A 22,407-nucleotide genomic window follows, 5' to 3' on the forward strand; every position below is an offset into this window, starting at 1 on the left:
CCGCATACGAACCGCAGGAGAGAAGACCACATGAGACTGCACGGCAAACGCGCCATCGTCACCGGGGCGGCCGGAGCCCTCGGCACCGTCATCGCCCGGACCCTCGCCCGGGAGGGCGCCGACGTCGCCGGTCTCGACCTCAACACCGACGGGCTGGAGCGGACCGCCGAGCTGGTCCGCGCCGAGGGGCGCCGCGTGCTGAGCGCCGCCGTCGACCTCACCGACGCCGACGCCGTGGCGGCGGCGGTCGACGGGATCGTCGCCGAGTGGGGAGCGGTGGACATCCTCCTCAACGGCGCCGGCGGTGGGGCCGTGAGCCCGCTCCACGAACTGCCGCCCGAGATCTGGCAGACCCAGCTCGACCGCAATCTCACCTCCGTCTTCAACGTCACGCGCGCCGTGCTGCCCTCGATGCTCGCGCAGCACGACGGCCGGATCGTGAACATCGCCTCCATCGCCGCGGTCTCCGGCGGGCGCCTGGTCCGCAACGCCACCGCCTACGCCGCGGCCAAGGCCGGCGTGATCGGGCTCACCAAATCCCTCGCCATCGAGGTCGCGGCCGACGGGGTCACCGTCAATGCGATCGCGCCCGGCGCCCAGGCGACCCCGGGCCGCGACAACGACACCCCGGAACGGCGCGCAGCCCTGATGGCGCAGATCCCGACCGGCAAGCTCGGTGTGCCGGAGCACCTGGCCGACATCGTCGTGTTCTTCGCGGCGCCGGAGGCGGAGAACATCACGGGCGTGGTGCTGCCCGTCGACGGCGGCCACTCGATCTGAGCCCGGAACATCCCGACCCCTTTTTCGACCTGCGGAGGACGACCATGAGTGAACGACTGCGGAACGGCGAGCGCTGGTTCGACGAGGTCTACGGCCCGGGCAAAGGCGCGAACCTCGTCGCCCAGCAGGCCGGCCTGGCGCAGGATCTCGCCCGATTCGGCGTGGAGTTCAACTTCGGCGAGATCTATTCCCGGCCCGGCCTGACGCTGGCCCAGCGGGAACTGCTGTCGCTGGCCTCCCTCGTCACCATCGGCGGGCTGGAGCCGCAGCTGCGCGGGCACACCCGGGGCGCGCTGAACGTGGGCTGCACTCCGACCGAGATCCTCGAGACCGTCATCCACACCGTGCAGTACTGCGGCTTCCCGAAGGCGCTCAACGCAATCGGCGTCATCACCGACGAGCTGACGAAGCAGGGCCAGGAGATCCCGCCCGCCCTCGGGCCGCAGGCGTAGCGCTCGCGCGGGCGCCGCTGACGACTGCGGCGTTGCGGGACGTTCGCGCCCGCGCGCCGCACCGCAAACGTCCCGCCGCGCCGCAGTCGCAGTCCCGGCCGCGCCGGCGCAGCGGGAGGCTGCCCTCAGCGGGTGGGACGGGCGGCGGCGCGCGTGGTGGTGCGGATGCGGTAGAGACTCGTGGTGGCGGTGATGTACAGGTCGTGGCCGTCCGGGCCGCCGAAGGTCACGTTCGACACCGTCTCGGGAACGGGGATGACCAGGAGGGGTTCTCCCTCCGGGCTGTACACCCGCACGGCATCCTTGCTCGACGACCAGACGCGGCCGGCCTCGTCGACCCGGAAGCCGTCCGCGCTGCCGGGGCGCACCTCCGCGAAGACGCGCGGGCGCAGGCAGTGGCCGTCGACCACGTCGTAGGCGCGGATCCATCCCGGCGCACGGTCGTCCCACAGGTAGCCCGTGTCGGCGACGTAGAGCACCGACTCGTCCGGCGAGAACGCCAGCCCGTTCGGGTGGACCATGTCGGTGACGACGGCGTCGGCCTCGCCGGTGCCGGGGTCGACGCGGAAGACGTAGCTGCCGCCGTACTCGGGACGCCCGGGATGCCCCTCCCGGCCGCTCTCGTGCAGGCCGTACGGCGGGTCGCTGAACCAGATGGCGCCGATCGAGTCCACGACGAGGTCGTTGGGGGAGTTGAACCGCAGGGACCCGTAGTGATCGACCACCGGCTCCACGACGCAGTCCCGGTCGCGCTCGATGCGACGGAGGCCGTGGGAGCACTGGAGCACCGAACCGTCGCGGTCGAGCGTGCGGCCGTTGACGAACTCGACGTGCTCGGCGTAGACGGCCGTCTCGCCGGTCGCGGGGTCGAACTCGAGGATGCGGTCGCCGACGACGTCGCTCCAGCGCAGCCGATCGCGGCCCGGCACCCAGCACGGCCCTTCGGCCCACTCGCTGCCGGTCGCCACGCGTTCGAGCGTCGCGCCCGCAGCGAGCAGAGTGTCTCCGTCGACGATGTCCATGTGTACCAGCATGGCAGATGGCGCGAGTGATTTGATACGTGTCAGAATCGGTGCCGGAAGGGAGTCGCCATGGCCACGGTGGGGATGCGGGAGGTCGCCGCGCTGGCGGGCGTCTCGCACGGATCGGTGTCGCACTACCTCAACCATCCCGACCGCGTGTCGGCCGAGCTGGCGGCGCGCATCCAGCAGGCCATCGACACGCTCGGCTTCGTGCCCAACATCGTCGGCCGGCAGCTGCGCACCGGCAGCAGTTCGGCGATCGCCTACATCGCGCCGGACGTGAGCAACCCGTACTTCGCCACGATCGCCGAGGGGGTCGAACAGCGCGCGGCCGAGGCCGGGCTCTCGGTCTTCATCGCCAACTCCAATCGCAGCCGTGCCCGCGAGGACGCCTACCTGGAGCTGTTCCAGCAGCACCGGGTGCGCGGGATGCTGGTCGCGTCCCACGAGGGCGTGGAGGATCGCCTGGCGGTGATCCGGCGGCGCGGCACCCCGACCGTGCTCGTCGGTCAGGCGGCGGTGTCGCCGGAGCAGGCGTCGGTCTCGGTCGACGACGTGGCCGGTGGCGCGCTCGCCGCGCGGCACCTGCTCGACGGCGGCCGGCGTCGGCTCGCGTTCGTGGGCGGACCGGTCGGCATCCGCCAGGTCGGCGACCGCCTGGGCGGGGCGCAGCGCGCGGTCGACGCCGTGCCCGGAGCGTCGCTGGAGGTGCTCCCCGTCGAGGACCGCACGATCGCCGGGGGAGTGGAGGCGGCCCGCGACCTGGTCGCGCGGGCCCCGGAGGACCGGCCGGACGCGCTGTTCGCCGCCAACGACCTCCTCGCGCTCGGGCTATTGCAGGGGCTCGTCTCCGCGGGCGTGCGGGTTCCGGAGGAGGTGGCGCTCGTCGGGTACGACGACATCGAGTTCGCGGCGGCCTCGCTCATCCCGATCACGTCCATCCGGTCGCCGCACGAGGAGTTCGGCGCGGCGGCGGTGGACCTGCTGGTGGCGGCGTTCGACGATCCGGTGGCGGGAGGACGGCGCGTGTACGCGCCGGAGCTGGTGGTGCGCGCGAGCAGTGCGGCGGTGGGCTGACTCCGCGACGCGGGCAAAGGAGGGGATGTCGGGTTCAGGACCGGTCCCATGCGGGGTGCGGAGGAGATCCGGGCCGCGCGGGCCGTGATCTCCTCCGTTGGCGACCGCGTCCGTCGCGCGGCTAGCGGAGGAGATCCCGCGTGAAGAGCCGCCGATTCCCTCCCCGTCCCACGTTTCGGCGCGTCTAGGGCCGGAATCTCCTCCGTTGCAGACGGCAGCCGCGGTGCGGCCCGAAGCGAGTCGGCTCAGTCGGCGGCGGCCAGGGTTCCGGAGAGGCGGGCGCCGGCGGTGGTCATGTGCGCCTCCATCGCGGCGGAGGCCGCAGCCCCGTCGCGGGCGGCCAGCGCCTCATAGACGGCCGTGTGCTCGGCGAGGGCCGCCTCGGCGTCGGCATCAGAGTGGAGGCCGCGCTCGACCCAGACGCGCAGCAGGGACCGGATGCTCTGCAGCAGCCCCGCCAGCACCTCGTTGCCGGCCGTGCGGGCGATCTCGACGTGGAACTTCACGTCCGCCTCGATGAACTTGACCCGGTCGTCGCCGGAGTCGCGCATCGTCTCCAGGTAGCCGGCGAGACGGGCGAGCCCGTCGTCGTCGACACGGGAGGCCGCCAGCTCGGCGGCGAAGACCTCGAGGCGCCCGCGCACGGCGATGAGCTCGCGGGTGCGCGGCTCACCGAGCATCAGGCCCCAGTTGAGCGTCTCGGGGAGCAGCTCGGACACGCTTCCGCGCAGGTAGGTGCCGCTGCCGGGGCGCACGTCGACGACGCCGAGGATCTCGAGGGCGGCCAGCGCCTCCCGCACGGCCGAGCGGCCGATGTTGAGGGACTGCGCGAGCTCGCGCTCCGGTGGGAGCCGGGCTCCGGCGGGCACGGCGCCGCTGGTGAAGAGGTCCAGGAGGCGCTTGGCGACGGTGGAGACGGCGGTCCCGATCGGCACGCTGCCGAGGGCGGCGGCGATGCCGTCGGTGGGCTTGTCTGGAAAGGCTGGCACGGTCCCAGGCTAGCGCTCGACGGCCGAGATCGCGGAACCGGTTGAGCGGACGCGCCGTGCGGCCTCGTCGACCACGGCGGCCAGCGCCTCCACATCGTGGGCGAACCGCCCGAGGAAGAGCCCGTCGACGTCGTCGCCGAGCGCGGTGAGCAGACCGGGCCCGGCGGATCCGCCGTAGATCACCCGGCTGCCGGAGCGCCCGGGGAGCCCGCCGACCGCCTCCTGCAGCCCACGGCAGACGGCCTGGATGTGCGCGACGGGTGCCGGTTCGGCCGCACCGATCGCCCAGACCGGCTCATAGGCGACGATGACCCGGCCGTCCGGTGCGTCGTGCAGGGCGGAGCGCAGCTGGCCCAGCACCTCCGCGAGGGCGGCGTCGGCTGATCCGGGACGCGCCTCGCCGACGCACAGCACCGGCGCGAGGCCGTGGGCCAGAGCTTGGCCGGTCTTCGCCGCCACGATGTCGTCGTCCTCCCCGAAGAGACGGCGACGCTCGGCGTGCCCCACCTCCACCACGCCCACGCCCGCCTCGGCGAGCTCGAGCGCGCTGACCTCGCCGGTGAACGCACCGGCTTCCTGTGCGGCGACATCCTGCGCGCCGACGACGATCGGGGTGCCCGCGACGGCAGCAACGGCGCCGGGGATCGACACGAAGGAGGGGATGACGAACAGCTCGACCTCGCCGCGGACGAGCGCGGGATGCGCGCCGAGCCGGGCGGCCACGGCGCGCAGCCAGTCCTGGGCGCGGGTGTGTCCGAAGTACATCTTCAGGCTCACGCCCACGCAGAGCGGGGGTGTCATCAGCAGGTTCCGGCCGCCTCGTAGTGCTCGATGTCGGCGACCTTCGCCGCCGAGGCGCTGGTGGGGTCGAACCGGTAGCCGAGCCATTCGCGGGCGAGCCGGCGGGCGAGCTCCAGGCCGATGACGCGCTGCCCGAAGCACAGCACCTGCGCGTTGTTGGACAGCACGGCGCGCTCCACCGAGAAGCTGTCGTGCGCGGTGACGGCGCGGATGCCCGGGACCTTGTTGGCCGAGATCGCGACGCCGAGGCCGGTGCCGCACACCAGGAGGGCTCGATCGGCCTGCCCGACGGCGACGAGCTCCGCGGCCGCGATGGCGACCTTCGGGTAGGAGGTGTGGCCGTCCGCATCCACCCCGACGTCGACCACGGATGCGACCCGCGGATCGGCTTCGAGGTCGCGCTTCAGGGCCTCCTTGTATTCGTATCCCGCGTCGTCGCAACCGACGACCAGGCGCAGCAGGTCGGTCATCGTGCGTCCTCTCTCGTGAGCAGGGGAGCGACCGCGCGGGCCACGAGGGCCAGCGAGGTCGCGCCCGCGTCGGGGGTGCCGAGGCTGTGCTCGGCGTGCGGTCGTGCGCGGCCGAGCCGGGGGAGCAGCGCGGCGGTGGAGGCGGCGGCCTCGGTCGCGATGTCCGCTGCGGCGGACCAGGCGGTCGGGAGGTCGTCGCCGGCCGCGACCCGCTCGGCGAGCGCGTCGCGGAAGGGGAGGAGGGCGTCGATCATCGTCTTGTCGCCGAGGGTCGCGCCCCCGGCCGATTGGATGGCGGCGGCCGCCGCGTCGACGGCGGCGGAGACGGTCTGAGCGGACGGTGCTCCGTCGTCGCCGAGCACTCCCGCCGCGGCGGAGAGGGCGGTGCCCCACAGTGCGCCCGACGTCCCGCCGGCACGCTCGGCCCAGGCATCGGCCGCGCGACCCAACGTGGTGCCGGCTCCGGCGCCCCGCTCGACAGCGCGCGCGGCGGCGTCGGCGGCGGCGCGGGTGCCGCGCTGCATCCCGATCCCGTGGTCGCCGTCGCCGGCGACCGCGTCGATGCGCCCGAGCTCGGCGGCCGCGCCGTCGATCGCCTCGCGCACGACGGCGAACGCGACGGCGATGCGGTCGGCGACCGCGCGGGAGTCGGGGGTGGCGGGAGGCGCGGGAGACAGATCGGCGGCGTCGGGGGCTGCGTCGGGGATCGCCTCCACCCGCTCGGCCGGCGCCATCCCGCCGCGTCGGAACGCGGGAGTGTCCGCCGGGGCGGTCCACAGGTCCTCCAGCTCGGCGTCCGGCCAGAACAGCGTCAGGGAGGCGCCGGCCATGTCGAAGCTGGTGCAGAACTCGCCGACGTGCGGGTCGATCACCTCCGCGCCGGCCTCGGCGAGCAGGCGGGACACGGCGCGGTAGACGACGAAGAGCTCCTCGTACTTGACCGCGCCCAGCCCGTTCAGGAGGGGGACGACGCGGGCGCCGCGCACGGTGTCGACGCCGTCGGGCAGCTCGTCGAGCAGCGCGGAGACGAGCAGGGCGGCGAGACCGTCCGCGGTGGGCACGTCGGTCTCGTCGATGCCCGGCTCGCCGTGGATGCCCATCCCGACGCCCATGCGTCCCTCGGGCACCGTGAACAGAGGCTCGGGTGCACCCGGAAGGGTGCAGCCGGAGAACGCGACGCCGAACGACCGGGTGCGCTCGTTCGCCCGCCGCGCGACCCGTGCGGTCGCCGCCAGGTCCGCTCCGGCCTCGGCCGCGGCGCCCGCGACCTTGAAGACGACGAGGTCGCCCGCGATGCCCCGCCGGTTCTCCTTCTCGTCCCGGGGCGCCGACGAGATGTCGTCGGTGACCCGGACGGTCTCGACGGCGACGCCCTCGACGCGCAGCCGGCGTTCGGCGGCGTCGAAATTCAGCACGTCGCCGGCGTAGTTGCCATAAGAGAGGAGCACGCCGCCTCCGCTCTCGACCGCGGTCGCGACCGTGTGGACCTGCTGGGCCGAGGGTGAGGCGAACAGGTCGCCCATGACCGCTCCGTGCGCCAGACCCGGACCGACGAGTCCGGCGAAGGCCGGGTAGTGCCCGGACCCGCCGCCGACCACCAGGGCCGGAGTCCCGTCGGCCACGCGGGTGGAGCGCACCACCCCGCCGTGCACGGAACGGACGTATTGCGGGTTCGCCGCGACGAACCCCTCCGTCATCTCCGCCGCGAAGTCGCTCGGCTCGTTGTAGAGGCGGGTCACGGCTCCTCCCGCACGATCGCGTCCAGGTGCAGCATGGCGGCCAGGTTCTTGTCGAGCTCGTCGTCCTGGAAGACGCGCTTCCAGTCGTCCTTGATGATCGCCGAGCGGCCGTAGTCCATCGCGATCAGGCACGCCTCGCTGAACGGGTTGTCGCCGCGCAGGCTGTTCGCGAGCGCCACCTGGGTGTGGCCGAGGAGGATGGAGCGAGCGGCGGGCTCGGGGACGCCCATCGTGTGCACCGCCTCGTGCAGAGCCTCCTTCAGCAGTCCGCCGATCATGCAGGCGATCGTCTCGACCAGGGTCGGCTCAAGCTGCGCGAGCTGCTTGACGGTGACGAAGTGCACGTCGACGACGGGGGAGTAGATCGCCCGCACGACGTCCTCCACGCGCTGCCGGACGGCCGGGTCGTCCGACTCGACGGCGGCGATGGCGTCCTGGGGGGCGGCGATCCCGCCGAACGTGTCCGCATACTCCTCGGGCGTCGTGCGCTGCAGGAAGATCGACGGGTGGCAGGGGTGCGCGACGGCCTGCACGACGCTGTCGCTGCGGGTCAGCAGGCCGGCGTAGGCGGCGGCCGGGTCGAGCGTGAGCAGGATGGCGCCGCTCTTCAGCTGCGGCACGACCTCCGCCGACACGGACTGCAGGGCGAGGTCGGGCACCGCGAGGATGACCACGTCGGCCCCGGCGACCGCCTCGTCTGTCGGGGTGAGGGTCCGGCCGGCGGCGAGCACCCGCTCGCGCCCCGCGGCACCGCTCTCGGCGTAGCGGACGTCGTGCGCGGTGCGGGCGAGGTTGTCCGAGACGCGCGTCCCCATCTTGCCCCCGGCGCCGATGACGGCGATGGCCAGGGTCTCGGCCGGGGACAGGGTCTCGGTGGCGGTGGTCGTCGTGCTCATGCTCTCTCCTTCAGCCCGGCCAGCGTGGCGCGGGTCCAGTCGTCTTCCAGCCGGATCGTGGTCGCGGCGTCACCCTGCCAGGGCAGCCAGTGCTCGACGATCCGGGTGATGCTGCGCTCGTCCGGCCGCACGGCGCGGTCGAGCTGGTCGTAGTCGAGGAGGCCCTCGCCGAAGCGGGCGCCCTCGAGGGTGAAGCCCACCCAGCCGTCGCGGCGGGTGAAGGCGAAGTCCTTGACGTGGATGGATGCGGTGTACGGCGCGCAGCGCTCCACCACGTCGGCCGGGTGCTCGAGCGCGGCCACGGAGTTGGCCGGGTCGAGGCAGATGCCGAGGCGGTCGCTGCCGATCGTCTCGACGAGTGCGACGAGGTCGCCGCTGGGCACCTGCTCGTAGGTCTCGAGCGCCAGCGTCACCCCGGCCGCCTCGAAGGCGGGGAGGACCTGCCTCAGCTCGGCGTCGGCCTCGGCGAGCGTCGGCCGAGACTCGGGCGTGAACAGCATGCTGCGCACCAGGGTCGCGCCGAGCGCGTCCGCCAGGCCGAGGAAGCGCGCCAGGTGCTCGCCCCGGACGCCCTTCGTCCCGAGTTCGAGACGGAGGCCGAGGTCGTCGGCGAGGCGGCGCACCTCCCGCAGCCCGGCCGGGTCGAGCTCCAGCAGCGGGGGATAGTCGCAGATCTGGAAGACCGCGCCGCCGAGCTCCGCGGTGTCGGCGAGCTGCGCCGCGAGGCTCCAGGGTTCGTCGACGCGCGACGACCAGCGCCAGAAGTAGGCGTAGCTGCCGGTTCCGATCATGCGGTCACTATATATCAACCGGTTGACCACTTTCCAGAGTCGGTCGACCGGATGACCGGTCGGTGAGAAAACGAAGGGGAGGAGAAGGGTGGCCGCAGCCGGTGCCTAGTACTCCGAGAGCGTCACGCGGTCCTCGAGCCACGCGATCATGTTCAGCACCGTGAAGTTCCAGTTCTGGAAGCCCTTGGTCATGATCGGCTCGCCGTTGTCCGGGTGGTAGTACTCGTGCAGCGAGCCGGAGGTCTCGAGGTCGCGGCCGAACAGCTCGACGGTCTTCTCCGCGAGCTCGATCGCATCCTCCTCGAACCCGTACTTCACCAGGCCGCGGAAGACCAGGTAGTTGCTGACGCCCCAGATCGGCCCCAGCCAGTTCGACGGGTTGTTGGAGGCGCGGAGGTCGTACATCTTCTCCAGGCGCGACAGGGTCCGCACGCCGTACGCGGCGTTGAAGGTGCGGTCGTCGCGCAGCCGCGCGACCATCCGCTCGGCCTGCTCGCGCGACGCGAGCCCGGCCCACAGCGGCAGGAAGCTCGACCAGTTGTCGACGCGGAGCAGCAGGGACGACCAGGTGCGTGGAGCGCCGCGGTGCAGCCAGTCCTCCGGGTCGATCGGGCGGAGGTCGAGGTCGGCGGAGTAGAAGGTGCCGTCGCGCTCGTCCCAGAGGTGCTCGGTCACGGCGTCGGCGAGATCCTGTGCCTGGCGGCGCCGGCGGGTCGCCTCCGGCTGGTCGCCCAGCTCCTCCAGCAGGTAGCCGAGCGCGAGCAGCTCGCGGTACAGGAGGCTGTTGAGGTAGATCGAGGCCGTCGACTTCGCCGGGCGGTAGTAGACGGAGGGATCGTTGTCGACACCCACGGCGAAGTCGGTCTGCCAGTAGGTGAGACCGGTGGGGGCGTGCACGTGGCTCTCGAGGTACCGGTCGACGAACCGGCCGATGGTGCCCAGGTGCGGGCGTACCCACTCGGCGTCCCGCAGCCGCTGCACGAGCATCGCCGCGTGCTGGGCGAGCACGGGCTTGTGCATGTTCTCGCCGAAGTCGCCGGCCCGGGTGGGGTCGCCGTGCAGCAGCGTCGTGTCCGGCGTGAGCTGGATGGGCATCACCCCGTCCTCGTCCGTGTGGTCGAGGAAGTTCAGGATGCTGCCGCGCTCGTACTCGGCGAAGTGGCCGAGCCGGTCGGTGTCGGCCTCCACCTGCCCGAGGGCGATGCTCGTGGCCCAGGAGTCCCAGTCCCAGAGGGCCGTGGAGTAGTACGGGGAGTCGGGGCTCGACGGTACCGTGTAGGGGTGGGTGAGCTGGCCAGACGGCTCTCTCACCATCTGCTCGCAGTTGGTACGGATGTGCTCTTCGAGCAGGCGCGTCCGGCGCTCCAGCATCTTCACTCCTCGTTGCGTGTCGGCGATGTGGTCCTATACTAAGAAGCAGCAACCGGTTGACCAAATTAAGTTGTTTTACCCGCAGAATTCCGCCTGAGAACCCCCATCGGCCCGAAATCCGGTCAACCGGTTGCTTGACATCAGCGAAAACCTACAGCTACCGTCTCACTTTGAAACGTCTCAGGAGAGAACGTTCACATTTCAAGGAGGAACTGTGACCACAGCAACGCGTCGGCGCCTGTCGCGCCCGATGCTCGGCACCCTCGCGGCTGCCGGCGCCCTCGCCCTCGTCCTCACGGGCTGCTCCGGCAGCGGGGGATCCGGCGGCGGGGACATCACGAAGCTCGAGTTCACCAAGAACGCCGAGAACACCACCACGGAGCCCATCCTCAAGGCGCTGTCGCAGAACCAGTGCGCGGCCGACCAGAAGGCGCTCCCGCTCGAGGTCAGCTCCATCCCGCAGGCCGACCTCGACACGCACATCCAGCTGCTCGCGAGCCAGGGCGGACTCCCGGCCATGTTCTCCGCGGGCGGCACCCCGGCCGAGGGCACCAAGCTCCTCAAGGCCGGCGTCCTCCCGGACTTCGAGAAGGAGCTCAAGGACCTCGGTGTGCTCGACAAGATCGCGCCCGGAGCGATCTCGACGATCAAGAAGCTCTACGGCGGCACCTTCGACTTCCTGCCGTACCAGTACAACATCGAGGGCATCTTCTACAACAAGAAGATCTTCGCGGACAACGGCTGGCAGGTGCCGACCACGTGGGCCGACATGCTCGACGTGGCCGCCAAGGCCAAGGCTGCCGGCCTCACCGCCTTCTCCGCCTCCGGCGAGCAGGGCTGGCCGCTGACCCGCCTCATCTCGGGCTACCTGTACCGCGACCTCGGACCGGACGCGCTGCAGAAGGTCGCCGACGGCAAGGCCAAGCTGACCGACCCCGACTACGTCGCCGCCGCGCAGCAGATCGCCGACCTCGGCAAGAACGGCTACTTCGGCAGCAACGTCGCGTCGCTCGACTACGACAGCGCGACCAACGAGTTCCTCACCGGCAAGTCGGCCATGATCTACATGGGCTCGTGGCTGCTCGGCAACATCAACAGCGACTCCGACGCCATCGGCGCCGACAACGTCGGGTTCTTCAAGCTCCCGGCCGTCGACGGCGGCGCCGGCAGCATCGACCAGTACCCGTCGAACGTCGGCCTCCCGGCTACGTTCAGCAAGGATGCGCTGTCGAACGACGGTGTGAAGAGCTGGCTCAAGTGCATCGCGACCAACTACGGCAACGAGGCCCTCAAGCAGGGCCAGATCACCGGCTTCGTCGCGACCGACCCGATCGAGCTGCCCGCGATCTCGCAGAACATCTCCGACGAGATCAAGAACAGCACCGACAGCGTGCTGTGGTTCGAGGCGCTGTTCAACGCCAAGGCGAGCACCATCTCGAACAAGAACGCGGCACTCCTGGTCACCGGCCAGATGTCCCCGCAGGACTTCATGAAGTCCGTGCAGGACGCACTCGACGAGGGCTGACCCGTCGCGGCCCGCGGGGCGGCGATCGCGTCGCCCCGCGGGCCTCCCGCACACCTCTGCGCCTCCTCCCGCGCACCCCCGCCCCGTCCGCACCACCACGAAAGGCCCCGCCATGAGATCGGTCCTCGGCGACCGCAAGACCATCACGATCCTGCTGGGACCGGCGCTGCTGCTCTACTCGGCGATCATGCTGATCCCCGTGCTCTGGAGCTTCGGCCTCACGTTCTTCAAGGGCAGCGCCCTGGGCGGGTTCGAGTTCGCCGGCTTCGACAACTTCGCGCGGCTCTTCAAAGACCCGGCGGTGTGGGATGCGCTCGGCTTCACCCTGAAGTACGCGCTGCTGGTGACGATCCTCCAGGTGATCCTCGGCTACGGCCTGGCGCTCATCTACCACTTCATGCTGAAGCGCTCGTCGGTCCTGATCCGCACCCTCGTCTTCTTCCCGGTCGTCCTCCCGACCGTCGCCGTCTCGCTGCTCTACCAGAAGCTCTTCCAGTCGGCCCCGACCGACGGGCTCGTGAACGAGCTGCTCGTGAACGTGGGTCTGAACCACATCGACTGGCTCGGCGCCGGCGACACCGCCTTCGTCGTCATCGTCATCATGGACGTCTGGCGCTCCGTCGGCTTCTACGGTGTGCTCGTCTTCTCGGGCCTCCTCGACATCCCGGACGAGATCATCGAGTCGGCCCGCATGGACGGGGCGCGCGGCTGGTCGCTGCTGCGCGGCATCATCCTCCCGATGTCGCTGCCGATCCTGTTCGCGTCGTTCATCTTCAGCATCAACGGCACGATCAAGGTCTTCGACTCGGTCTTCGCGCTCACCGCGGGCGGCCCCGGCACCTCGACCCAGCCGCTGACGCTGTACATGTACCGCACGGCGTTCCAGTACTCGGACTACGGGTACGGATCGACCATCGCGCTGCTGCTGACGATCATGTGCCTGATCGTGACCCTGCTCATCTTCCGTGCGTCGCGCCGCGACAACACCGTCTGAAACGGAGCCGAACGTGGCACTCACCTCTCTCGACACGGTCGCGACCACCTCCCAGCGGCCGATCCCTCCGAGCGGCAAGGACTCGGTCCCGCTCGGCGTGCGCTTCGTGCGCCGCATCCCGTCGGCTCTCGTGGTGATCTTCCTCGCGGTGATCACGGCGTACCCGCTGTTCTGGATGTTCATCAACTCGCTGAAGTCGAAGTCCGACTTCCTGAACAACCCCTCCTACGCGCTGCCGCAGGTGTGGGAGTGGGGCAACTACGGCAAGGCGTGGGAGGTCGCGAACCTCAGCACGACGATCGTCAACTCGCTGATCGCCACCATCCCCTCGCTCATTCTGATCGTGGTGCTCGGCGCCGCGGCCGGCTTCGCGCTGGAGATCATGGTGTGGAAGGGGCGCGGCACCGTGCTCCTGCTGTTCCTCGGCGGCATCATGATCCCCGGCCAGATGATCGTGCTCCCGCTGTTCACGGCGTTCTTCAACCTCCACATCACCGGCTCGCTGCTCCCGCTGATCGTCATCTACACAGCATCGGGACTGCCGCTGACCGTGTTCATGATGGCGACCTACTTCCGCGCCCTGCCGCGCGAGGTGTTCGAGGCGTCCACGATCGACGGTGCCGGGATGCTGCGGTCGTTCTTCCTCGTCGGCCTGCCGATGGCGCGCAACGCGATCGTGACCGTGTCGATCGTGCAGTTCTTCCTCATCTGGAACGACCTGCTCATGGCGCTCATCTTCGCGGCTCCCCGCCAGCTCAACACCATCCAGGTGGGCCTGCTGAACTTCTCGGGCGACTACGGCGCGACCGACTACGGGCCGCTCTTCGCGGCGATCTGCATGACCGTCGGCGGCATCCTCGTCATCTACCTCTTCCTCAACCAGCGCATCATGGCGGGCCTCGCGGCCGGCGCGATCAAGGGGTAGCCGTCGCTCCATCCGCCGCGCCCGCCGCGCGCCCACCCGGCCGCACGAACACCAGCAGCCCCAGGTGCACGACGGCCAGGCCGGTCGCGACGGCGACGGCGGTGAGCCAGCTGCCCCCGGTCGTCCCGCTGCTGAAGAGCAGCCCGAGGAGGGTGGTGGCGACGATCGCGCCGACGTAGCGGGAGGTCTGGAAGATGCCGGCGGCGACGCCGCTGTCCTCCGGCCGCGCCGACGCGTAGAGGGCCTGGTTCATCGAGATGCTGACGACGCAGTAGGGGATGCCGAGCGCGGCGGTCAGCACCAGCACGACCCACGGCGCGGTCGAGACCGTGGCGACGCCGAGCAGGGCCGCACCGACGATCAGCGACGACGCGCCCCAGAGCAGGGTCCGGCGCAGCCCGACCCGCTCGATCGCCCGGGCCGCCAGGGGCGTCGCGACGATGGTGACCGCGGCCAGCGGGAACATCAGGAGGCCCGCGATGCCCGCCGGGTAGCCCGCGTGCGCCTGCAGGTACTGCGGGAGGCCGAAGAACGCCGAGTAGTAGACGACGCTGAAGATCGCGAAGCAGAGGTACACCATCATCAGCCGGCGGTTCGCGGCGAGCAGGCGCAGGTCGAGGAACGGGTGCCGGGTGCGCAGCTCCCGCCAGACGAACGCCGCGCCGGCCGCGGCGAAGATCGGCAGCAGCCACCAGAGCGGCGCGGGGGAGAGGTCGAGCAGGAACACGAGCAGCGCGGTCAGGGTCGTGACGAAGAGCAGGATGCCCGGGATGTCCGACTCGGCCAGGGTGCGCGACAGCGGCACGCGCTCCCGCTCGGCGTCCCGCGGCGCGAACACCCACACGCCGACGAACGCGAGCGCGGCGAGCGGCACGTTCACCCAGAAGATCGACTGCCAGCCGAGGAAGGTGACGAGCGCCCCGCCGAGCACCGGGCCGATCGCGGCGCCGGACGTGTTGGCGATCTGGAGGCGTCCCAGCAGCCGCGGGGTCCCCACGTCCGTCCCGGCCGAGAGCGGCCGCAGCATGGCGATGGCGGAGGGGAACGCCGTGGCCGTCCCGATCGCCAGGGCGACCCGGCCGGCGCAGACGGCGGCGAAGGACTGCACGAACGGCGTGACGGCGCAGGCGATCGCAACGACGATCATCCCGAACAGGAACAGCCGGCGCGGCCCGAACCGGTCGGCGAGCCGCCCCATGAGCGGCTGTCCCGCCGCCGAGGCCAGATAGAAGGAGGTGATCACCCAGGTGACCGTCGTCACATCCACCCGGAAGTCGCGCTGCAGCGACACCAGCGCGACCGCGATCATCGACGAGTTGAGCGGGTTGAGCACCGTCCCGACGCTGAGCGCGGCGACGGCGGCGCCCACCCGGCTCCCGCGCGGTCGGGGTCCCGGGGCGGAGGAGGTCACCCGCCCAGCCTAATCAGGCGTCGGCCGGCCGCGGTCAGGCGTCGAGGTCGTCGGTCGTCACGGGGATGGTCGAGCGGTAGGGGTACGCCGGGACTCCCGCGTACTCCTCCTCGTCCGCCAGCTCGTACACGTCGTACGCGAGTGCACCGGCGAAGAGGGTGGCGACGCGGATCTCGCCCGGCGGACATCCGCCGATCAGCGGCACCACGACGAGGCTGTCCAAGGTCCGGCCGTCCTCGTAGAGGAGGGCCGCTCTGATGGTTCGCGTGAGAGCGTCCATGGCCCGGACTTTACGCCGAGGGCCGCGGATCACTTGACGACGCGCCCGCTCGCCGCGAAAGTGGGAGCCGGAGGAACGATGGGCACTTTGATCTACGACGGCGCGGACGGATTCGCCTTCGACGACCGCGTACTGGCGCACCTGCAGGCGGTCATCGCGACCAAGCTCCGGCGGCGGGAGGGTTTCCTCCTGATCTGGACGGACACGACGGTGGGCGCCGAGGGAACGTTGCGCTCGATCTGGCTCGATCCCGCCATCAGCCTGCAGTTCGTCTTCGCCCATCCGACGTTCCCCGAGCTGAACCGGGAGTGGCTGGGGCTGCTCACCGAGCGCGCCAACGGCAACGGCGGCCTCGTGCTCGAAGACGCCCTGCGCGCCGAGATCCGCGCCGAGGTGCCGGAGGGCACCTACAAGGCCGCACGGTCGCAGCAGCGCAAGGAGGGCTGAGCGATGGGCAAGCTGCTCTACGCCAACGGTCAGGAGTACGAGTTCGACGACCGCACCCTGTCGCACGTGAAGATCGCGCTGGTCACCAAGCTCCGCCGCCACGAGAGCTTCCTGCTCAACTGGCAGATCCCGCCGGAGCAGGGCGGCGGGCGGATGAGCATCTGGGTCAGCCGCGAGATCCCCATGGCGTTCGTGTTCGCCGGCAGTCGCCCGCCCGTGCTCAACGAGCGGTGGATGGAGGCCCTGCTGCACTCCAGCCAGCGCACCGGCGGCATGGTGGTCATGACCGAGGAGGAGGCCGAGTCCGGCCACTTCAGCGAGTAGGCGAGCCGCTGGCGTTCGTCAGGACAGGGCGACGAGGCGGACGAAGAAGGCGTTGGCCACTCGCTCGGCCGCCGCGCGGTCCGTTCGCGGTCGTTGCTGCCGTTCCGTGGCCCGGAGCAGCTCGTCGTCGACATAACGGACCAGCACGTCCGGAGCCTCGCCGGCTCCCAGCTCGCGGGTGACGGCCTTGCGCGCGATCAGCGCGGACGCCGCATCGACGACCCCCGCCGGCGGGTCGGCCTCGGCGAGCAGTGTCGGTAGGTCCATCGGCGCGATCGACTCGCGGGGATGCGTCCGCAGCCATCCCAGCACGGCGGCAGGCCGCAGCGCGTAGAAGAAGCGCTTGAGCCGGCCGTCCTGGGCGTCGCGGTGCCGGATCCCGACATGGAGGTAGTGGTCGAGCACGCGCTCGCGATCGAGCACCTGGGCCGCGAGGTCGAGCATCCCCTCGCGGAAGGCGGCGTCACCGCTGTAGATGATCGGGGAGCGGAGCCACTCCACGACCGTCGCGTTGCCTCCGACGAGCAGGGCGAGGGCTTTGCGGACATCCCAGCCGTTGACGTCGTAGATCGCATCGAGTGGTGTCTCGATCACGTCGCGGAGCGGGGTGAGTCGCAGGTAATCGGCAGCCGGTCTCACGAACAGAAATCGGCCGTCGTAATCGCTGTCGGGCGACGGGAACCCCCACGCGCGACTGCCGCTCTCGATCGCCCACGGGATCGTCACCCGATGGTCACGCTCGATTCCCGCCAGGCGGTCATCGATGGCGGAGACGATGGTGGCGTCGAGGTCGTCGGGGATGGCACGCATGTGCCGATGGTATCGGCGAGCTCGAGTCAGGCGCCCCGCTCAGGGCAGCAGTGCGATCTTCCCGCCAGGGTGGCCCTCGGCGAGGAAGCGCAGGGCTTCCGGCGCCTCGTCCAGCGGGTAGGTCCGCGCGATCGGCACCTGCAGGCGACCGCTGCCGGCCAGCTCGAGCAGGGAGGCGCGGACGGAGTCGCGGTACGCCTGGCTCTCCGGCTGCGCCCCGAAGACGGCGGCGAAGCCCTCCTGTTCGGCGCGGGCCGCGGCGACGATCGTGACGATGCGGGAGCGGTCGGGCACGAGTTCCAGGGAGACGTCGATCGCCTCGTCCGTGCCGACCGTGTCGAGGGCGGCGACGATCGGCCCGTGGCCCGCTGCGCGCGCCCGGTCGGCGAGCCCGTCGCCGTAGAGCACCGGGACGCCGCCGAAGCGGCGCACACGGGCGAAGCTCGCCTCGCTCGCCGTGCCGACGACGTGCACGCCGAGCTCTCCGGCCTGCTGCAGGATCATCACGCCGACGGCGCCGGAGGCACCGTGCACCAGGATGGTCTCGCCCGCCCGGGCTCCCACCGTGTGCAGCATCTGCGCCGCGGTGGTGCCCGCGAGGAGGAGGTTGGCGGCCTCCTCGTCGGGGATGCGCTCCGGCTTCGCGAAGACGTCCTTCGCGGGCACGGTCACCTCGTCGGCGTAGCCGCCCTGGATGCGGAAGGCCACGACCGCGTCGCCGACCGCGGCGGCGCCGGTGCCGATTTCGGTGCCCGGGCCGATGGCGCTCAGCACACCGGCGACCTCGTAGCCGATGGCGACCGGCAGCTCCACGCCGGGGCGAGGAGCGGAGACGTGCTTGTAGTCGGCCGGATTCACCCCGGCGGCGCGCACCCGGATGGTGACCTCACCCGGCCCTGGCGCGGCGACCTCCCGCTCCACCAGCTCCCAGTCCTCGGGTCCACCCCATCGCGTCGCGATCCACTGTCGTGCCATGGGGCCAGTCAACGCCCGGATGCTGTGTGCCGGCTCAGCGTCTCGGCGCAGCTTCTCGACTCAGCGGCCACACGGCATCCGGGTGCGACGGCCGGACGTCAGGCCGAGACGGTGTCGGTCGCGCGTCCGCTGTGACGGGCGCGGCGCGAGCGGGTGGGGGCGAGCCGCACCATCTGCGCGGTCGAGCTGTCGTCGAGCTCGACGATCGGGCTGCGCGATTTCACGAAGTCGCTGAACGAGCGGAAGCCGAGGGCCTTCTCGCTGAACGACGGATCCATCCGCTTCATCTGGCCCTTCACCGTGGAGCTGTGCAGCCACTCGGTGTCGTCCTTCTCGTGGCCGAGCTGGAGGGCGCGGGTGAGCAGGCGCGTGGCCTCGGCCTGCAGCTCGGCGTCGGCCTGCTCGACCGGGGTCGGCTCGGCGGCCTCGGCGGCTTCGGCCGGCTGCTCGGCCGGGGTGCGCTTCCGGCGGGAGCGCGAGCCGCGTCCCGTGGTGGCCGGCTCGGCCTTGGCGGCGTCGCCGTCGCTCTCGGGCGCGGCGGCGACGGTGTCGGCACCGGGGGCCTCCGCCGCAGCGCTGCCGGTCGCGGCCCCGTCGGCGGCGGCCTCCTCGACGATCTCGTCCGCGGTGTCGTCCGTGACCTCGTCGTGGGCGACGCCCGGGATGTCGTCGTAGCTGTCGAACTCGTCGCACGCGGCAGCGAGGGACTTCGCGGTGGAGCCCGCGACGCCGATCCCGATCACGTAGCGGCCGAGGCGCTTGATCCGCTGGGCCAGCGGCACGTAGTCGGAGTCGCCGGCCACGACGACCACGTGGGTCAGCTCGGGCAGGCGGAAGAGGTCTTCGACGGCGTCGACGGCGAGCCGGATGTCGGCGCCGTTCTTCGCGTAGGCGGCGGCGGGGAAGAGCTGGACGAGGTCCACGGCGCGGCCGACGAGCTGGCCGCGGTAGTCGGCGTTCACCGTCGCCGACCAGTCGGCGTACGCCCGGGTCAGCACGAGCGTGCCGAACGACGACGCGAAGTCGATGATGGCGCCCAGGTCGACCCTGGCCTCCTCGAGCTTGGCCGCGAACGCCGGCTTGGGCTTGTCGCCGGACGACTTCTGCCGGTCGCGCATGAACTGCCCGCGTCCGTGCACCTGGTCGTAGCGGGAGATGACGATGTTGTCGAAGTCGATGTAGACCGCGACGCGGCCGTGCCCAGGTTCACTCATGGCCCCACGATATCCCGCGCGCCCGTCCCCTCCCTGTGCCGGCGCCTCGCAGATGTGGCCCAAATGTCGGGAATGCGCGCGGCATACCCGACATTTGGGCCAAATGCGGAGGGGTAGAGCGGGTCAGGAGGCGGTGTAGCGGTCCGCGACGTCGAGCGCGGCGTCGATGGCGGCGAGGCCGCGGCGCAGCTCGTCCTCCTCGATCACCAGCGGCGGGGCGATGTGCACGCGGTTGAAGTGCGTGAACGGCCACACGCCGGCCGCCTTGCACGCCGCCGCGACCGCTCCCATCGGAGCCGCGTCGGCGCCCGTCGCGTTGAACGGGACCAGCGGCTCCCGCGTCTCCCGGTCGCGCACGAGCTCCAGCGCCCAGAACAGCCCGCGCCCGCGCACCTCGCCGAGGGACGGGTGCTTGTCGAGCCAGGAGGTGATCTCGGGCTCGACGACGCGGTCGCCGAGGTCGCGCACGCGCTCCAGGATGCCGTCGCGCTCGAACACCTCGAACGTCGCGACGCCCGCGGCGCAGGCCAGCGGGTGGCCCGAGTAGGTGAGGCCGCCCGCGAACGACACGTCGTCGAAGTACGACGCGATCGGCTCGGAGATGACGACGCCGCCGAGCGGCACGTATCCCGAGTTCACGCCCTTCGCGAAGGTGATGAGGTCGGGCACGACGTCGAAGGCGTCCACCGCGAACCACTCGCCGATGCGGCCGAAGCCGACCATGACCTCGTCGGCGATGTAGACGATGCCGTACTTGTCGCACAGCGCCCGCACGCCGGGCAGGTAGCCGGGCGGCGGGACGAGCACGCCGTTGGTGCCGACGACGGTCTCGATGATGATCGCCGCGACTGTGGCGGCGCCCTCCAGCACGATGACGCTCTCGAGGTGCTCGAGGGCGCGCTGCGTCTCCTCCTCCGGCGTGGTCGCGTGGAAGGCCGACCGGTACGGGTACGGCCCGAAGAAGTGGGCGACCGAGGGGTCGCTCGGCTCGTTCGGCCAGCGCCGCGGGTCGCCGGTCAGCGAGATCGCGGTGGCAGTGCCGCCGTGGTACGAGCGGTACATCGAGAGGACCTTGCGGCGTCCGGTCACGCGGCGCGCCATCCGGACCGCGTACTCGTTCGCGTCGGCGCCGCCGTTGGTGAAGAACACCTTGTCGAGGGTGCCGGGGGCGACCCGGGCGATGCGGCGCGCCAGTTCGCCGCGCACGTCGTTCGCCATCGAGGGCTGGATGGTCGCGAGCCGACCGGCCTGCTGCTGGATGGCCGCGACCAGGTCCGGGTGCTGGTGCCCGAGGTTCAGGTTGACCAGCTGGGAACTGAAGTCCAGGTACGCGTTGCCCTGGTAGTCCCAGAACGTGGAGCCGTCGCCGGCCGCGATCGGCAGCGGGTCGATCTGCGCCTGCGCGCTCCACGAGTGGAACACGTGGCTGCGGTCGTCGCTGCGCACCTGGGTCTCGGCGTCCGTGTCACCGAAGGGATGGTGCGCCCCGGTGCGGTCGTCGAACCCGGTGCGGGCGGTGGTGGGGAGGGTGGTCATGAGGATCCTCGTGTCTCGTCGCGCGGGTCAGGAGTTGCCGGGGAAGGCCAGCTGGATGCTGGACTGCACCGGGTCGGGCCAGCGGGTGGTGACGACCTTGCTGCGCGTGTAGAAGTGGAACGACTCGGGGCCGTAGATGTGGGAGTCGCCGAAGAGCGAGCCCTTCCAGCCGCCGAACGAGTAGGCGCCGACGGGGACGGGGATGGGCACGTTGACGCCGACCATCCCGACCTCGACCTCGAACTCGTACTGGCGGGCGGCGCCGCCGTCGCGGGTGAAGATCGCGGTGCCGTTGCCGTACTGGTTGGCGTTGACGAGCGCGATCGCCTCCTCGAAGGTGTCGACGCGCACGACCGACAGCACCGGGCCGAAGATCTCGTCGTCGTAGACGCGCATCCCGGGCTTCACGTCGTCGACGAGGCTGACGCCGATGAAGAACCCATCACCGTCGAACTGCTTGGTGGTGCCGTCGACGACGACCGTCGCGCCCTCGGCGGCGGCTCCGGTCACGTAGGAGGCGACCTTGTCGCGGTGCTCGCGCGTGATGAGCGGCCCCATCTCGCTGGCGGCATCGGTGCCCGCGCCGATGGCGAGGTCGCCGAGGCGGCGCTCGATCGCGGGCACGAGCCGGTCGCCCACGTCGCCGACGGCGACGAGCACGCTGACGGCCATGCAGCGCTCGCCGGCGGAGCCGTACGCGGCCGAGACGGCGGCATCGGCGGCCGACTCGATGTCGGCATCCTCGAGCACGACCATGTGGTTCTTCGCGCCGCCCAGTGCCTGGACCCGCTTGCCGTTGGCGCTCGCGCGCTGGTAGATCGACCGGGCGATCGGGGTGGAGCCGACGAAGCTGACCGCGGAGACGTCGGGGCTGTCGAGCAGCGTGTCGACGGCCTCCTTGTCGCCGTGCACGACGTTGAACACGCCGGCGGGCAGGCCGGCCTCGAGGAAGAGCTTCGCCAGGAAGACGGAGGCGCTCGGGTCCTTCTCGCTCGGCTTGAGGACGACGGTGTTGCCGCACGCGATCGCGCTGGCGACCATCCAGAGCGGCACCATGACCGGGAAGTTGAACGGGGTGATGCAGGCGACGACGCCGACCGGCTGCTTGACGCTGTGCACGTCGATCCCGGTGGAGACCTGCTCGCTGAACTCGCCCTTGAGCTGGTTGATCAGGCCGGAGGCGAACTCGACGTTCTCGAGGCCGCGACCGATCTCGCCCGCGGCGTCGGAGAGCACCTTGCCGTGCTCGCTGGTGACGATGGCGGCGAGGTCGTCGCGGCGCTCCGTCAGCAGGTGGCGCAGGCGGAAGAGCACGTCGGCGCGCTTGGTCAGGCTGGTGGCGCGCCATCCGGGCAGGGCGGCGCGGGCCGCGGCGATGGCGCGCTCGACGTCGGCGCGGCTGCCGAGCACGACCTCGTGCTGCTGCTCGCCCGTCGCGGGGTCGTACACGGCTCCGGTGCGGGCGGGCTCGCCGGTCTCGGTCCCGTCGATCAGATGGCGGATGAGGGCCACGGGCATTCTCCTTGCGTGGTTCCGGACGAAGTGCCCGGATGGAACAGTAGGCTTGTCTCCCAATGG

At 71.2% G+C, this 22,407-nt stretch carries 23 protein-coding genes; 8 read left to right on the top strand and 15 right to left on the bottom strand.

Features of this window, described 5'->3' with window-relative positions:
• The first annotated feature begins 30 nt into the window (after positions 1-30).
• A complete protein-coding gene (locus HNR14_RS15845; protein ID WP_179701801.1) occupies positions 31-780 on the top strand; it encodes an SDR family NAD(P)-dependent oxidoreductase in 750 nt (249 codons plus the stop codon).
• A 44-nt stretch (positions 781-824) separates the two neighbouring features.
• Entirely contained in the window at positions 825-1,232 is a 408-nt protein-coding gene (locus tag HNR14_RS15850) for a carboxymuconolactone decarboxylase family protein (protein ID WP_179701802.1), read from the top strand.
• A 125-nt stretch (positions 1,233-1,357) separates the two neighbouring features.
• Here HNR14_RS15850 and HNR14_RS15855 read toward each other — a convergent pair whose 3' ends face one another.
• A complete protein-coding gene (locus tag HNR14_RS15855) occupies positions 1,358-2,254 on the bottom strand; it encodes an SMP-30/gluconolactonase/LRE family protein (protein ID WP_179701803.1) in 897 nt (298 codons plus the stop codon).
• Positions 2,255-2,323: 69 nt separating this feature from the next.
• Between HNR14_RS15855 and HNR14_RS15860 the strand changes: the two genes are divergently transcribed.
• Positions 2,324-3,331: a LacI family DNA-binding transcriptional regulator gene (locus HNR14_RS15860; protein WP_179701804.1), complete on the top strand. Its 1,008-nt coding sequence runs from the start codon at positions 2,324-2,326 to the stop codon at positions 3,329-3,331.
• A 245-nt stretch (positions 3,332-3,576) separates the two neighbouring features.
• On the opposite strand, the gene HNR14_RS15865 is transcribed toward HNR14_RS15860, so the two are convergent.
• From HNR14_RS15865 to HNR14_RS15895, 7 genes are all read right to left on the bottom strand, one after another.
• The gene (locus HNR14_RS15865; RefSeq protein WP_179701805.1) at positions 3,577-4,320 is read right to left on the bottom strand and encodes an FCD domain-containing protein; all 744 of its coding nucleotides are present in this window, start codon (positions 4,318-4,320) and stop codon (positions 3,577-3,579) included.
• Between the two features lie 9 nt (positions 4,321-4,329).
• Positions 4,330-5,121 (bottom strand): triose-phosphate isomerase family protein, encoded by a 792-nt coding sequence (locus HNR14_RS15870; protein WP_179701806.1) that lies wholly within the window; start codon positions 5,119-5,121, stop codon positions 4,330-4,332.
• Positions 5,121-5,591 (bottom strand): ribose-5-phosphate isomerase, encoded by a 471-nt coding sequence (locus HNR14_RS15875; RefSeq protein ID WP_179701807.1) that lies wholly within the window; start codon positions 5,589-5,591, stop codon positions 5,121-5,123. The genes HNR14_RS15870 and HNR14_RS15875 overlap by 1 nt, the downstream gene beginning before the upstream one ends.
• The gene (locus HNR14_RS15880; RefSeq protein WP_179701808.1) at positions 5,588-7,330 is read right to left on the bottom strand and encodes a dihydroxyacetone kinase family protein; all 1,743 of its coding nucleotides are present in this window, start codon (positions 7,328-7,330) and stop codon (positions 5,588-5,590) included. Before HNR14_RS15880 ends, HNR14_RS15875 begins: the two co-directional genes overlap by 4 nt.
• Positions 7,327-8,226 (bottom strand): phosphogluconate dehydrogenase C-terminal domain-containing protein, encoded by a 900-nt coding sequence (locus tag HNR14_RS15885; RefSeq protein WP_179701809.1) that lies wholly within the window; start codon positions 8,224-8,226, stop codon positions 7,327-7,329. The genes HNR14_RS15880 and HNR14_RS15885 overlap by 4 nt, the downstream gene beginning before the upstream one ends.
• Entirely contained in the window at positions 8,223-9,017 is a 795-nt protein-coding gene (locus HNR14_RS15890; RefSeq protein ID WP_179701810.1) for a sugar phosphate isomerase/epimerase family protein, read from the bottom strand. The genes HNR14_RS15885 and HNR14_RS15890 overlap by 4 nt, the downstream gene beginning before the upstream one ends.
• 105 nt (positions 9,018-9,122) lie before the next feature.
• Entirely contained in the window at positions 9,123-10,388 is a 1,266-nt protein-coding gene (locus HNR14_RS15895) for an amylo-alpha-1,6-glucosidase (protein WP_179701811.1), read from the bottom strand.
• 214 nt (positions 10,389-10,602) lie between these two features.
• Between HNR14_RS15895 and HNR14_RS15900 the strand changes: the two genes are divergently transcribed.
• From HNR14_RS15900 to HNR14_RS15910, 3 genes are all read left to right on the top strand, one after another.
• A complete protein-coding gene (locus tag HNR14_RS15900; protein ID WP_343064513.1) occupies positions 10,603-11,913 on the top strand; it encodes an extracellular solute-binding protein in 1,311 nt (436 codons plus the stop codon).
• Positions 11,914-12,025: 112 nt separating this feature from the next.
• The gene (locus tag HNR14_RS15905; protein WP_179701812.1) at positions 12,026-12,907 is read left to right on the top strand and encodes a carbohydrate ABC transporter permease; all 882 of its coding nucleotides are present in this window, start codon (positions 12,026-12,028) and stop codon (positions 12,905-12,907) included.
• 13 nt (positions 12,908-12,920) lie between these two features.
• Positions 12,921-13,832 carry a carbohydrate ABC transporter permease gene (locus HNR14_RS15910; protein ID WP_343064514.1) on the top strand — a complete coding sequence of 304 codons (912 nt, stop codon included), beginning with the start codon at positions 12,921-12,923 and terminating at the stop codon, positions 13,830-13,832.
• On the opposite strand, the gene HNR14_RS15915 is transcribed toward HNR14_RS15910, so the two are convergent.
• Both HNR14_RS15915 and HNR14_RS15920 read right to left on the bottom strand, forming a co-directional pair.
• Positions 13,822-15,243 (bottom strand): MFS transporter, encoded by a 1,422-nt coding sequence (locus tag HNR14_RS15915; RefSeq protein WP_343064515.1) that lies wholly within the window; start codon positions 15,241-15,243, stop codon positions 13,822-13,824. The two genes, HNR14_RS15910 and HNR14_RS15915, sit on opposite strands and share 11 nt — an antisense overlap.
• A gap of 34 nt (positions 15,244-15,277) precedes the next feature.
• Positions 15,278-15,523 carry a hypothetical protein gene (locus tag HNR14_RS15920; protein WP_021762289.1) on the bottom strand — a complete coding sequence of 82 codons (246 nt, stop codon included), beginning with the start codon at positions 15,521-15,523 and terminating at the stop codon, positions 15,278-15,280.
• 78 nt (positions 15,524-15,601) lie between these two features.
• Here HNR14_RS15920 and HNR14_RS15925 point away from each other — a divergent pair, with 78 nt between their 5' ends.
• Positions 15,602-15,970, top strand: coding sequence for a DUF7882 family protein (locus tag HNR14_RS15925; RefSeq protein WP_021762287.1), 369 nt, complete (start codon positions 15,602-15,604; stop codon positions 15,968-15,970).
• 3 nt (positions 15,971-15,973) lie between these two features.
• Positions 15,974-16,294 carry a DUF7882 family protein gene (locus tag HNR14_RS15930; protein ID WP_021762285.1) on the top strand — a complete coding sequence of 107 codons (321 nt, stop codon included), beginning with the start codon at positions 15,974-15,976 and terminating at the stop codon, positions 16,292-16,294.
• A gap of 18 nt (positions 16,295-16,312) precedes the next feature.
• Here the strand turns inward: HNR14_RS15930 and HNR14_RS15935 are convergent, their stop codons facing one another.
• From HNR14_RS15935 to HNR14_RS15955, 5 genes are all read right to left on the bottom strand, one after another.
• A complete protein-coding gene (locus HNR14_RS15935; RefSeq protein ID WP_179701813.1) occupies positions 16,313-17,104 on the bottom strand; it encodes a nucleotidyltransferase domain-containing protein in 792 nt (263 codons plus the stop codon).
• Between the two features lie 39 nt (positions 17,105-17,143).
• Positions 17,144-18,079, bottom strand: coding sequence for an NADP-dependent oxidoreductase (locus HNR14_RS15940; protein WP_179701814.1), 936 nt, complete (start codon positions 18,077-18,079; stop codon positions 17,144-17,146).
• Between the two features lie 98 nt (positions 18,080-18,177).
• Positions 18,178-19,293 carry an NYN domain-containing protein gene (locus tag HNR14_RS15945; protein ID WP_179701815.1) on the bottom strand — a complete coding sequence of 372 codons (1,116 nt, stop codon included), beginning with the start codon at positions 19,291-19,293 and terminating at the stop codon, positions 18,178-18,180.
• A 123-nt stretch (positions 19,294-19,416) separates the two neighbouring features.
• Positions 19,417-20,829 carry an aspartate aminotransferase family protein gene (locus HNR14_RS15950; RefSeq protein ID WP_179701816.1) on the bottom strand — a complete coding sequence of 471 codons (1,413 nt, stop codon included), beginning with the start codon at positions 20,827-20,829 and terminating at the stop codon, positions 19,417-19,419.
• Between the two features lie 27 nt (positions 20,830-20,856).
• Positions 20,857-22,341 (bottom strand): CoA-acylating methylmalonate-semialdehyde dehydrogenase, encoded by a 1,485-nt coding sequence (locus HNR14_RS15955; protein ID WP_179701817.1) that lies wholly within the window; start codon positions 22,339-22,341, stop codon positions 20,857-20,859.
• Positions 22,342-22,407 lie beyond the last annotated feature (66 nt).

The sequence above is a fragment of the Leifsonia naganoensis genome, from assembly GCF_013410615.1.
In the GTDB taxonomy this organism is placed as follows: domain Bacteria; phylum Actinomycetota; class Actinomycetes; order Actinomycetales; family Microbacteriaceae; genus Leifsonia; species Leifsonia aquatica.

Excerpts from the sequence above, each read along its gene's own strand:
- HNR14_RS15845 (WP_179701801.1), top strand. The coding sequence starts at position 31 with ATGAGACTGCACGGCAAACGCGCCATCGTCACCGGGGCGGCCGGAGCC.
- HNR14_RS15850 (WP_179701802.1), top strand. The coding sequence starts at position 825 with ATGAGTGAACGACTGCGGAACGGCGAGCGCTGGTTCGACGAGGTCTAC.
- HNR14_RS15855 (WP_179701803.1), bottom strand. The coding sequence starts at position 2,254 with ATGGACATCGTCGACGGAGACACTCTGCTCGCTGCGGGCGCGACGCTC.
- HNR14_RS15860 (WP_179701804.1), top strand. The coding sequence starts at position 2,324 with ATGGCCACGGTGGGGATGCGGGAGGTCGCCGCGCTGGCGGGCGTCTCG.
- HNR14_RS15870 (WP_179701806.1), bottom strand. The coding sequence starts at position 5,121 with ATGACACCCCCGCTCTGCGTGGGCGTGAGCCTGAAGATGTACTTCGGA.
- HNR14_RS15875 (WP_179701807.1), bottom strand. The coding sequence starts at position 5,591 with ATGACCGACCTGCTGCGCCTGGTCGTCGGTTGCGACGACGCGGGATAC.
- HNR14_RS15885 (WP_179701809.1), bottom strand. The coding sequence starts at position 8,226 with ATGAGCACGACGACCACCGCCACCGAGACCCTGTCCCCGGCCGAGACC.
- HNR14_RS15890 (WP_179701810.1), bottom strand. The coding sequence starts at position 9,017 with ATGATCGGAACCGGCAGCTACGCCTACTTCTGGCGCTGGTCGTCGCGC.
- HNR14_RS15895 (WP_179701811.1), bottom strand. The coding sequence starts at position 10,388 with ATGCTGGAGCGCCGGACGCGCCTGCTCGAAGAGCACATCCGTACCAAC.
- HNR14_RS15905 (WP_179701812.1), top strand. The coding sequence starts at position 12,026 with ATGAGATCGGTCCTCGGCGACCGCAAGACCATCACGATCCTGCTGGGA.
- HNR14_RS15920 (WP_021762289.1), bottom strand. The coding sequence starts at position 15,523 with ATGGACGCTCTCACGCGAACCATCAGAGCGGCCCTCCTCTACGAGGAC.
- HNR14_RS15925 (WP_021762287.1), top strand. The coding sequence starts at position 15,602 with ATGGGCACTTTGATCTACGACGGCGCGGACGGATTCGCCTTCGACGAC.
- HNR14_RS15930 (WP_021762285.1), top strand. The coding sequence starts at position 15,974 with ATGGGCAAGCTGCTCTACGCCAACGGTCAGGAGTACGAGTTCGACGAC.
- HNR14_RS15935 (WP_179701813.1), bottom strand. The coding sequence starts at position 17,104 with ATGCGTGCCATCCCCGACGACCTCGACGCCACCATCGTCTCCGCCATC.
- HNR14_RS15940 (WP_179701814.1), bottom strand. The coding sequence starts at position 18,079 with ATGGCACGACAGTGGATCGCGACGCGATGGGGTGGACCCGAGGACTGG.
- HNR14_RS15945 (WP_179701815.1), bottom strand. The coding sequence starts at position 19,293 with ATGAGTGAACCTGGGCACGGCCGCGTCGCGGTCTACATCGACTTCGAC.
- HNR14_RS15950 (WP_179701816.1), bottom strand. The coding sequence starts at position 20,829 with ATGACCACCCTCCCCACCACCGCCCGCACCGGGTTCGACGACCGCACC.